An 11,026-nucleotide genomic window follows, 5' to 3' on the forward strand; every position below is an offset into this window, starting at 1 on the left:
CACCACATTGAGGCAAAGGTGAGTGGTATATGGACAATCTGGTTCGGCGTGGAACGACATGGTATTTGAAGCGGCGGGTTCCTGTTCAGTTTGCTAAGATTGAGCCACGCAAGATTATCTGGATAAGCCTCAAAACAGATTCTCAATCCCTTGCCCGCATCAGAGCGAATACGATTTGGGCTGAACAGGTTGCGCTGTGGGAAGCAAAGCTGCTGGGTCGCGATGGTTCCGAAGTGGATAAGTATCGCGCCGCCCAGCAGATCGCTTCTGCGCATGGCTTTACGTTTCAACATCTCTCAGAACTGCAATCCGCACCGCTGGAGGATATTCTTGAGCGCGTTGAAGCAGTGGCGACCCCTGATGGGAAGCCAGATGCAGAACTTGCACCCAGCCTCTTGGGCAATGTCACAGCTCCGTCTCTTAAGCTCTCCGGATTGGTGGAGCACGTTCAGAGACTTACCGCGCATGACAATCGGTTCAAAAGCCCCGAACAAATGCGGCTTTGGCTAAACCCTCGCAAACGGGCCGTTGGTAATCTCATCAAGGCTCTGGGAAAAGATTGCGATGTTATTGCTGTTGGCACCCCCGAAGCGCGCCGCCATCGAAAATGGTGGCAGGCGAAGATCGAACAAGAGGGGCAGTCGGTCAAAACAGCGAACAAAGATTTTCATTACCTTTCCGGGATGCTCGCGCGGTTTTACGATGACCTTGATCATGAAGATCCCCCCAGGCCATATGCCGGTGTTGCCATTCGTGATCGTCATGCGAGCAGCAGCCGTAAGGCTGAAGTGCCGGTTGAGTGGATTACCGAGAAATGGTTTGCGCCCGGTGCTTTCAATGGGTTGAACGCCGAAGCACGGGATATCTTGCTCATGTCGATTGAGACGGGATGCCGTCAAAGCGAGATCTATAACCTACCGGCCTCCGCCCTGAAGCTGGATCACCCAATTCCCCATATCGAGGTTGTTAATGAAGCCTCAGACGACCCGGACACCCGCCGCGAAGTTAAAAACCAATCCTCGCAACGGCAAATCCCATTGGTTGGCGTTGCGCTTGAGGCCGCGAAGCGTCATGCGGAGGGTTTTCCGCGCTACCGCAACAAGAGCAGCTATAGCGCGACGGTTAACAAATTCTTGCGCGAGAATAAGCTGCTTCCAGAAGGCGTCACCATCGGTGGTCTGCGCCACAGTTGGGAGAGCCGGATGAAGAAAGCGGGCTACGATACAGACGACCGCGGAGAGCTCATGGGCCACTCGCTGAAGGGGCGACGTGGGCGCGAAGTCTATGGTGACAGCATGCCCCTCGCTGAGCGGCGTGAGATTGCATTGTCGGTTATGCTGGACGTACCGGAGCATCTGATGGGGACAGCGGAAAACGGATAACCATGGCCTTTTGCTTCCAAGGCACTCCTAAGCAATTCCACCGGGTCGAGTGAACGAACCGCTGATATTCCTACCCCGCGATCTGGCAAAAATCTTGATAGAATGCAGGCTATGTTATGCTTAGCAAAACACCAGTTTTCCCCCACTTCTCGTTTGCAGCCAACCCGATATTCAAGATTACCGAACTGGGTCAGTTGGGGCGAGGATGGCGCCTGCAGTTTCGCGTGCAGAGAACAGCTTGTCACGGAGGTTATCTGATACATTTTTTTGGCTAGATCACCGCAATCTTGGTGTAGCCCTAACGGCCAAAGTTTCGCACGCGATCGGTGGGAATATGTATGGCACCTAGGGATACATTCTGTAAATTCCCTTATTTAGGATGGAGGAATTATTCATTACAAACGAAGAACGCGACATGCAACTCGGACTTCGAGCGCTCCGACACGCCAAGAAGGTCGGCAATGCTCGCAAAGCTTGCCGTTTTTTTGGGGCGCGCCCCGGTAACGCCCACATATTTAATGGGGCTCAACAGTAGAATTCACGCGGCGGCTTTTAGTTTCATAGCGAGTGTTCTGCCGCCGATACCCATGTTGGGTCTTTCGTTGCTGTAAGTCCAAAGCCATTTAGCCTCAGCTCTCCGAAAAACTCTGACTACGGACACCTCCTATGAGCGCTTGAGCTACGACCGCTCAAGTGTACTCATAATTCTCAAATGTACAGATTCGAAAAGCTCATAGCCCGTTCCTCAAATTTACCCTAGCCTTTTCTCAGCATACAGAACACGACATCGAAAACATCGGTTTCAGGTAAAAATCTGATATAGACTTGTGTTTGTTCTTGCTTCATATCTCGCCAATAACTGCGCTCACTTTTTATGAGGCTTTGCAGCGGCAACAAACTGGCCGCTGACACTTTGATAAAACACGCCGCTGACATTTCTGCCAGCGGCCTTCACCAATACCTATTTCTGCCAAGTCGTATACACAAACATCCGGCTGCTCAGCGAACTGGGCAAGCCCGTCAGTCAAGAGACGATCTATAGAGAGACATCATGCCCCTGCCCCCTTTGCGCACTCAACAATTGCGCATCCATGCGGGCCGAGATGTACCTCGCCGTGTTCATGCGTCCGATCCTCTTGACCAACCAATAGCGCACCGAAAACACCAGGCACGATAATCTTGTCGGCCGTCAAGTTCATTAGGAACAGAAGATCATAGTCTTCGCCTTGGCGCATAGACACTTCGACACCTTGCGGAAGATTCGGAACAAGTGGCATAACTTGCGTGGCCAAAAGGTCCTGCTCCAATAGGCGTGCAGCCAACTCATCTGTTAAGTGCGTTCCGACGTAGCAAACAGCCCCGCGCCCGACTTTGCGGCGTGTCAGCATCGCGCGCCCTTCCGCAAAGCGGTTAGACCAACTACCTAGAACATCAACATCTTGCCCTACCTCAAGCAGTTCATAGGTATGTGCTGCCGTGTACTCTTGATTGCCTACCTTGAAGTTATAGCGTCGCTCGCTGCTTTCAGTTGGTAGCGGCAAGACCGGGTCAGAACTATCGGACCACCCGAAGAAAAGCGCTTCGGCATCAGGACCAGCAAGACGACCGAATTCCTCGACCTGCACGCCCACAAGCTCGGAGAGCCCTTCGCCGGGCCTTACCGTGCGCAGAACATGATTGTTACGATCCCGTGTTCCGGTCTGTGAGGAGACAATCACAGTGCCACCGCCTTCAGCGAACTCGTGTAGGCGCTTTGTCCAACGTGTATCCCAAATAGGCCAATGCGGCACGTATAGTACCTTTAGGCGCGACAGATCATCGTCAAGGTGGATATACCCGCAGGAAATTCCGTTGCGGTAACAATGGCGGTGCATAACGGCACCGTCCTGCTCGGGACTAGGCATCCCCATCGAAAACGTCTTGTGAGCTTCCTGATTGTCGAAGTCTGCGGAAGCAATCCCGACGTCCATCCGAACATGCGTACCGAGAATTTTATCTTTCAGCGCTGCACATTCCGTCGCAAACGCCTTAGCCTCATGATATCGGCGGCGCGGCACGTCATCATGGTCCATTACGCCGTTCCAGTAAATCTCTGCCCCGAAATGGGCGGGCCTCCAACGGAAGAACAAAATTCCGTCTGCCCCCCGCGCCACTGACGACCACGCCATGCGGCGCATCTCACCGGGCTCGGGGTTCAAGGTGGCAAAAGGAGGCTGTCCACCCGATCCTGACTGCTGCTCAGGAACGATAAAGTTACCGGCATAGGCGCGAGATTTGTCAAGATAATGCGCTTGCGATAGCCCCATACCACCAGATCGACGCAATTCGTCGAATAACGCAGGATAGACATCATACCCCATAAAATCGAGATCTTCGCAAAAACTTCCACGAAAATCGATGTCGTCCTGACGCCCGATATTATGGAAAACGAACCAATCCTTGTTCGCCGCGCGCAGAATATCGATCTGGTCCTTTTGAAAGGCAGTTGTCGCCGCTGCGAGGAACCGATGATAGTCCTGAACATGCCCTGGGCTACAATGACCCGGTGCATCGGCAATGGGCAGAACAATTTGATCGAAATTGTCATAGGCGGTTGCCCAGAAGTCCCCGCCCCATGCATGGTTTAGCATCCCAATGTCGCCATCATAGCGATGTTCGAGATAGACTTGAAACGCGCGGCGAGATGCCGCCGAGTAGGACGTCGGGCTGGTGGTGTTCAGTTCGTTGTCTGTTTGCCAGCCGATTACCGCTTTGTTGTCACGGTAGTGATCGGCCATCGCACGAGTGATGCGGCGACTGTGATCACGGAACACGGGCGATGCAGTATCAGCGTGCTGACGAGAGCCGTGACTTGCCGTCCGCCCCTGCTCGTCAACGCGCAGTACCTCTGGATAATTCATGGTCAACCAGCGAGGAGGCGTAGCTGTAGGCGTACACATAATCGTATCGATGCCATGTCGCGCCAACACCTCAATCGCACGATCAAACAGATCGAAATCAAACACGCCTTCGCGTGGCTCAAAGATATGCCATGCGAATTCGCCAAGCCGCACGGTATTGAAGCCCGCCGCGGCCATTCGTTCCGCATCGCGCTCCCAATAGCTTTCGTCTACGTGTTCAGGATAGTGTGCCGCGCCCAGCATAAACCGATCCGTAGAGATCGGGTCCCAAACTGATTTTGCGCCAATAGGATAAGTTTCCATAGTCATGCCTGTGATTAAATGGTCTTTTCAGCGGAGATCGTCCGCCCGTTTTCGTCGAAGAGATAGAGACTGTCGGAAGCAGCAGAAATGGAAACAGAATTCCCCACCGTTGCGTTGAAACTGTGGCCTACCTGAACTGTCACATTCGCGGTGCCACTGTCGGAATCGATTGTACGAACTTGTCCACCGTCGGCATAGAAAACCGTCTCGCGCCCCAAATGTTCGATAACCTGAACACGCACGGACAGCCCTCCGTTGGCACCATCGTCGACAAGCTGAAATGCCTCGGGCCGAATTCCCAGAACGACACTACTCCCTGCGCTGAGCCGTGCATGTGGGGCGAGCCGAACTTCCTCAGCAAGCATGCCACCAACTTCAATGCATGCGATCCGGTCGTTCACCGAAGCGACAACTCCTTCGAAAAAATTCATCCGTGGCGCGCCGAGAAAACCCGCAACAAACCGATTTGCCGGATTAGTATAGAGCGCCAGCGGAGAGCCTATTTGTTCGATTTGTCCTGCGTTCAGAACGACGATCCTATCTGCCATCGTCATCGCTTCGACCTGATCATGCGTCACATAGATGATGGTCGCACCAAGACGTTCGTGCAGGGCAGACAATTCGACCCGCATTTGCGTACGAAGTGCCGCATCCAGGTTGGAAAGCGGCTCATCAAACAAAAAAACTTCGGGATTACGTGTAATTGCCCGCCCGATTGCCACGCGCTGACGCTGACCGCCTGATAGTTGGGCGGGCAACTTGTCGAGTTGACTCTCTAGCCGCAGGATTGCCGCCGCGTCGTGGACTGCTTTCTCGATTTCCGCGCGCGGTCGCTTTGCGAGCTTGAGGCCAAACCCCATATTCTGTTCGACGGTCATATGTGGATAAAGAGCATAGGATTGGAACACCATCGCGATTCCGCGATCATTCGGTTCCGCAGCGGTAACATCCTCGCCCGCGATATGAATCGCACCTTCCGTGACAGTCTCAAGACCGGCAATTACCTTAAGCAGGGTAGACTTTCCACAGCCAGATGGTCCGACCATGACGACGAATTCACCGTCTTCGACGGAAAAATCGACCCCTTCGAGTGCACGAAATTTTCCGTAAGTTTTGCCCACATTGGACAGTTCAAGCTTCTTCATTTCTTACCCCTTGACGGCACCGACAGTGAGCCCACTGACGAAATGGCGTTGCATCAGAAAGAACATGACCACAGGAGGCACGGCGACGATGACAGTCGCGGCAGAAATTGTGTTCCACGCGGAAACATACTGCCCTTTGAGCGTTGCGAGCCCAGCGGTCACAGGTTTAACGGTATCACTGAGCGTCAGGACGACCGCCCAGAAGTAATCGTTCCACACAAAAGTGAATGTTAAGATGGCAAGCGCGGCGAGCGCCGGACGCACCAGAGGTACAACCACATGGATAAGCACTTGCCACGGCGTGGCGCCTTCGGCCCTTGCCGCCTGAAACAACTCATCCGGCAACGCCGCGATAAAATTGCGCATAAACAAGGTCGCAAAACCTGTTTGAAACGCCACATGAAAGATCACCAGAGCTGTCATAGTGTCGAATAGGTCCAGCATAACCATAAAGTCACGCACAGGGATCATCATGATCTGAGCCGGCAAAAAGTTTCCGCCGATAAACATCGCAAAGATCACCATATTTCCGGGGAAACGATACTTGGCCAGCACAAAACCCGCCAGTGTCGACAAAATGAGCACAAACACGACGCTCGGCACAGTGATCAGTAGAGAATTCAGAAAATAGCGCGCCATCGGCGTACGTGTGAACACATTTGTATAGTTCTCAATGATTGCTATCTCGGTCGGCATCCCCCAAAGGTTGCCAAGACCGATGTCTTCGCTGGAGCGCACTGAAGTAAGTACAACGGCAAGCAGAGGCAACAACCACAGAAGGAGCACAACGACAGTGCTTGTTGCATAAAGCAGGCGATGCGTGCGCGCGTTTTCGGGAAGTGAGCGGGGAAACATCAGCTGGACCTCGCATCATTGCGGGTCACGCGGGACAAATACCACGCGATGAACACCGACATAATTGCAAACAGTACCGTTGCAATGGCCGCGCCATATCCGAAACGGTAAGAGAAAATCGACTGCTCATACATTTGATAGGCCAGTGTCGACGAGGATCCGAATGGCCCCCCTGCTGTCATGACCGAAATCATGTCAAAGGACCGAAGCGCCCCTATCGCAGTGATCGCGACCGCGATAAAACTCACTTGGGTCAATTGCGGCAACACAATGTGCCAAAGCATCGTCGCTCCTTTGGCACCGTCGACCCGCCCTGCCGCAATGAGATCTTCACTTAGGTTATTTAGCCCCGCGAGATAGAGCACCATACAAAAGGCTATCTGCGGCCACAGCGCCGCGCCAACGACTGCAAATGTTACCCATCTCTCATCTGATAAGAGCGCGGGCGCCTCGGCGCCAAACAGCGAAAAAACTTTGGACAACAGGCCGATCTGCGGCGTATACACCCAAGAAAACACCACCCCGACGGCAACGGGAGCCAACACCAGAGGCACAAAAAATAGAGATTTGGCGATCCGCATGCCGCGAATTTTCTGGTTCACAAGCAGCGCAACGGCCAACCCTAAGGGGGGCGCCAGCATGAACAGCACTAGCCAGATTACATTGTTACGCAGAGACACGAAAAATTGCGGGTCCTGCAAGAGCTCCTCGTAGTTTCCAAGCCCTATCCAAGTCAGGTCGCCAAAGCCGTCGTATCGATGGAACGATATCCATACGCTTTGAAACGATGTGAATACGATCACAGCCAAAAACAGGGCAACCGGCGGAAACAACAACAAAGCAGGCGTAAGCCAACTTCGGGTTTTGCGCGTCAATAATGCCATGGGGATTCTTACCTTTTTGTGTTGGACGGCAGAAGATTCTGCCGCCCGACAAATTGACTAGAGATTAAACACGCGACCACGGACGCGGTCCAATTCCGACAGAATATCGTCGCGACGTTCGGGCTGCGCCATGAACTGCTGGAAACCCTTCAGACCAGCTTGCGCCATATCTGGCGGCGTATCGCGATCGTAGTACTGCGCGGTGCCTTCAACACTTTTCAGGCTCTCCAATGCCGCATTGATCAAGGGATCGTCAGCAGGCGGCACATCAGAACGCGGCGGAATATTGCCTTCAGGATAGAGATAGGCAGCAAGGTTTTCGGGCTCGTAAAAATACGCAAGGAATTCGCGCGCAAGGTCCTTGTTCTCCGCCTTCGACGGTACATGGACTGAGTTGACCGAAAAATCCTCGTATCGCGCTATGTCCGCAATCTTGGGGAAGGGAGCAAAGCGTATTTGATCATGCTTTTCTTCGGGAATCGCAAAGCGAATAAAGTTCCCCAAGTGCATCATACCGCCCTTGCCCTGCCCGAGCAAAGCTCCTGCCTCTTGCCAGCCAAACGACGTATGATCCTTGAGGAAGTAGTCAGCCTCGATTAGCTCACGCCATTGATCAAATACAGGCGTCAACGCGGGGTCGAGATAAGACATTTCACCAGCCATCAGCGCCATGTGACGATCAAGCCCATTTATACGCAGGTTCAATGCATCAAACAGACCGGCCGCCGGCCAAAGTTCCTTCGTACCGATCACTTGAGGCGTAAGGCCAGCACCGCGTGCCTTTTTCCCATAGTCGAACATTTCATCCCACGTCGAGGGCGCGGTGAGCCCATGCTCATCCATGACATCCTGGAGATAGAAGTTACCCCAAAGCGTCCCGCCCATCGGCAGACCGTACTGGCGCCCATCAACCGTCACGGCGCTTGTCGTACCCCCCAATACGTCGGCATATCCTTGCGCCTCGAAGAAGTCGGTAATGTCGTCAAAGAGGCCACGCTCAACGAAGCCGCGCATCCGTGCACCCGAGAACCAGAACGTTACATCTGGCGGACCTGCCACAAGATAGTTGCGGATCGCGGTCTTGTGCCCCTCATGATCCATACGGTTGATCACCACCTCAATTCCGGTGTCCGCCGTGAAGTTTTCGGTGATTTTCTTAAAGTTGGTGAAAGACTCATCGCTGCTTTGGTTCGCAACAATCGTCACCTTCCGGTTCTGCGCGATCGCAGGTAACGACAAACCGGACGCGAGCGCGACACCGCTTGCCCCTGTGCTCCGCAGAAAACTGCGGCGCGTGATTCGAGATTTGTTCAAAATTCCCATTCGCTCCTCCCTATTTGACATTAGCAACCTTGTCTTTTCAGGCGCCATGAAGTATTGTTAATTTATTAAATTAATAAAGGCAACAGGCATGTCGCAAAAAATCGACCAAGGGACTTCGCGCGCCATCAATAGACGGCTGATACTCAATACTATCCGCACCAATGGCACTGTTAGCCGTGCGGAAATCGCCCGCATTACGGGCTTAAGCCCTGCAGCTGTTACCTTTGTGGTCAGCGATCTGATCGAAGAAGGCATCCTCACCACAGGTGCGGTGCAAAAGGCCAAAACAGGACGAAAGCCTGTATCGGTCACAATTGACTACGGTGCCAAGAGTGTTGTGGGGCTGCGCCTCAAGGCAGACGGCGTTTCGGCGATTCTGACTGACCTTGCGACCGAAACCATTGCCACGGCAGAAGTTGACTGCAGTGGATTTTCTCCTGAGGACATAGTCGAAGCCGCCGCTGAGGCAGTAGATGAATTGCGAAGCAAGGCAGGCGATCGGTCCGCGCCAATTTCAGGAATCGGCGCATCTATTCCCGCACGGCTAAACCGTAATTTGGGCGTGTGCATTCGAAGTCACCGTCTCAGATGGGAAAATGTGCCTATTGCAGAAATGATGTCGCGGCGGCTCGATGCACCAGTGTGGATCGACACTGACTTGAATGCTTACGCATTAGCACAAAGGTTGTTCGGGGCGGGGCAACATCACGATTGTTTCGTCGCACTTGCCATCGGTGTTGGGATCGGGATTGGCTCCGTCATCGGTAATAAGGTACATCAAGGCGTGTTCGGAAACGCAGGTAAAATTGGGCATACTACGCACGATCTTGAAGGTCCTCTCTGTGAATGCGGGCGCAAGGGATGCCTTCAAAGTTTTTTCTCAGTCCCAGCGATGGAAGCGGATTGGCAATCTAGAACCTCCACTTCTGGCACCCTGCTAGAAGCCGCAACGAAACAAGACCCGAACGCCATCAAATACTTGCAGAGGGCAGCAAGGTCAGTGGCACAGCATCTTGGAGTCGTATGCAATACCCTAGATCCGGAAGTGATCATCGCCGGCGGTGAGATTGTTGACTACGGCAGCAGCTACTTCAAGGCGTTGCACGACGAATTAGCCACCCTGACGCTCGGAAATGCACCGGCTATCAAAGTTGACTGGAACGATGACTCATGGGCGCGAGGCGCCGCCGCGCTCGCCACAGAGAAACTATTCGACCTATCCGCACCCGACGGCGCTTCACGCAGAAATTTTTGAGCATGGTTGCGGCTTCTGCGCACTTAAGCGCGGCTTCCAAAACAGCGGTATTCTATCCCGCGAAGTGTGGGTAATTAACCCATTTGGGTTGTTACCTCGACTTCAACGAAAACAGCCTGCCGATCAGCTGCAAGGCGCTACACTACGACCATTCGACAACTACGAGTCTCAGCATTGGGCGCTTTAGAAAGCCGCTTCCGCATCATTCGCCGTTATCGCTTCGAAGCCTGTTTCCAACAATGAGATTTCAAGGCCGCGCCGGCGGATAGAAGAATAGATTTTGGTATATTTTAACCTGAGGTATCCGCGCCCTCGGTACAGCATGCACACCTCAGCCAAAATGCTTGAAGTTTCTTTCATGAGTTTGTTGTGAATGTCGGTAGCAAGCGCATTCCATTACCAATGTGGTGACGTTTCTCCTTTTGCTTTCTGAGGTTCGGAGCACCATAGCAAGGATTTACCGATACTCTTCTATTTCTTCTGTCCTAACGACCCCCCCTCAGCTCAATTCTTTATCGTTGAGACGTAACATAATCAGCTTGTCTGGCTCTGTCCGTCGTCAGACACGATGGACCCACTACGCTTCTAAATCGAGTGCTGCGCCTTTGGAGGCGTTTCTGGGGCCTCAAGCAATACTCTACAGAGTTCCTGTTTGATCCAGAAATATTTGAAGGTGATTTGCCTCCTGCCGAGTATGCTTAAGAGGTTTTCTCACGCCAGCCGACCATGCGCATGTTTGCCTTGGGTTGGAACCGGGCATCTGTCTCGCCCGCTGTGAACTTCGGCTCTGGGACTGGGACCGGTCATCCTCTGCATCTGGCAGGAAGGTCGGCTTAGGGCCGGTTTGTCGGTTCACCGTAACCCAACGACTGAACATGCTGCGACCGGTCTAATGACGGCAGTGAGCCCATACCGGACATCTTTTACGCTTTAGTGTTGGCGGCCGGTGTACGTGAAATTAATCGTCTACCGAACGAAG

7 protein-coding genes are annotated in these 11,026 nt (G+C 53.2%); 2 read left to right on the top strand and 5 right to left on the bottom strand.

The genetic code is table 11. From position 1 onward, the window contains the following. Nucleotides 1-29: 29 nt before the first annotated feature. Nucleotides 30-1,382 carry a DUF6538 domain-containing protein gene (locus OU789_RS07090; RefSeq protein ID WP_274654455.1) on the top strand — a complete coding sequence of 451 codons (1,353 nt, stop codon included), beginning with the start codon at nt 30-32 and terminating at the stop codon, nt 1,380-1,382. A 1,049-nt stretch (nt 1,383-2,431) separates the two neighbouring features. On the opposite strand, the gene OU789_RS07095 is transcribed toward OU789_RS07090, so the two are convergent. The 5 genes from OU789_RS07095 to OU789_RS07115 are packed head-to-tail and all read right to left on the bottom strand — an operon-like array spanning nt 2,432 to nt 8,792. Next, nucleotides 2,432-4,585, bottom strand: coding sequence for a beta-galactosidase (locus OU789_RS07095; RefSeq protein WP_274654457.1), 2,154 nt, complete (start codon nt 4,583-4,585; stop codon nt 2,432-2,434). Between the two features lie 14 nt (nt 4,586-4,599). After that, complete coding sequence (locus OU789_RS07100; RefSeq protein WP_274654460.1) at nt 4,600-5,730, bottom strand: ABC transporter ATP-binding protein; 1,131 nt, start codon at nt 5,728-5,730, stop codon at nt 4,600-4,602. A 3-nt stretch (nt 5,731-5,733) separates the two neighbouring features. Beyond that, nucleotides 5,734-6,585, bottom strand: coding sequence for a carbohydrate ABC transporter permease (locus OU789_RS07105; RefSeq protein ID WP_274654462.1), 852 nt, complete (start codon nt 6,583-6,585; stop codon nt 5,734-5,736). Beyond that, entirely contained in the window at nt 6,585-7,469 is an 885-nt protein-coding gene (locus OU789_RS07110) for a carbohydrate ABC transporter permease (protein ID WP_274654464.1), read from the bottom strand. The genes OU789_RS07105 and OU789_RS07110 overlap by 1 nt, the downstream gene beginning before the upstream one ends. A gap of 57 nt (nt 7,470-7,526) precedes the next feature. After that, entirely contained in the window at nt 7,527-8,792 is a 1,266-nt protein-coding gene (locus OU789_RS07115) for an ABC transporter substrate-binding protein (protein WP_274654466.1), read from the bottom strand. Nucleotides 8,793-8,880: 88 nt separating this feature from the next. Here OU789_RS07115 and OU789_RS07120 point away from each other — a divergent pair, with 88 nt between their 5' ends. After that, nucleotides 8,881-10,047, top strand: coding sequence for an ROK family transcriptional regulator (locus OU789_RS07120; protein WP_274654468.1), 1,167 nt, complete (start codon nt 8,881-8,883; stop codon nt 10,045-10,047). Nucleotides 10,048-11,026: the final 979 nt, after the last annotated feature.

This window comes from Halocynthiibacter sp. C4 (assembly GCF_028823805.1).
GTDB classification, from domain to species: domain Bacteria; phylum Pseudomonadota; class Alphaproteobacteria; order Rhodobacterales; family Rhodobacteraceae; genus Falsihalocynthiibacter; species Falsihalocynthiibacter halioticoli.

Coding starts and splice junctions, on each gene's coding strand:
- OU789_RS07090 (WP_274654455.1), top strand. CDS start 30: ATGGACAATCTGGTTCGGCGTGGAACGACATGGTATTTGAAGCGGCGG.
- OU789_RS07095 (WP_274654457.1), bottom strand. CDS start 4,585: ATGGAAACTTATCCTATTGGCGCAAAATCAGTTTGGGACCCGATCTCT.
- OU789_RS07100 (WP_274654460.1), bottom strand. CDS start 5,730: ATGAAGAAGCTTGAACTGTCCAATGTGGGCAAAACTTACGGAAAATTT.
- OU789_RS07105 (WP_274654462.1), bottom strand. CDS start 6,585: ATGTTTCCCCGCTCACTTCCCGAAAACGCGCGCACGCATCGCCTGCTT.
- OU789_RS07110 (WP_274654464.1), bottom strand. CDS start 7,469: ATGGCATTATTGACGCGCAAAACCCGAAGTTGGCTTACGCCTGCTTTG.
- OU789_RS07115 (WP_274654466.1), bottom strand. CDS start 8,792: ATGGGAATTTTGAACAAATCTCGAATCACGCGCCGCAGTTTTCTGCGG.
- OU789_RS07120 (WP_274654468.1), top strand. CDS start 8,881: ATGTCGCAAAAAATCGACCAAGGGACTTCGCGCGCCATCAATAGACGG.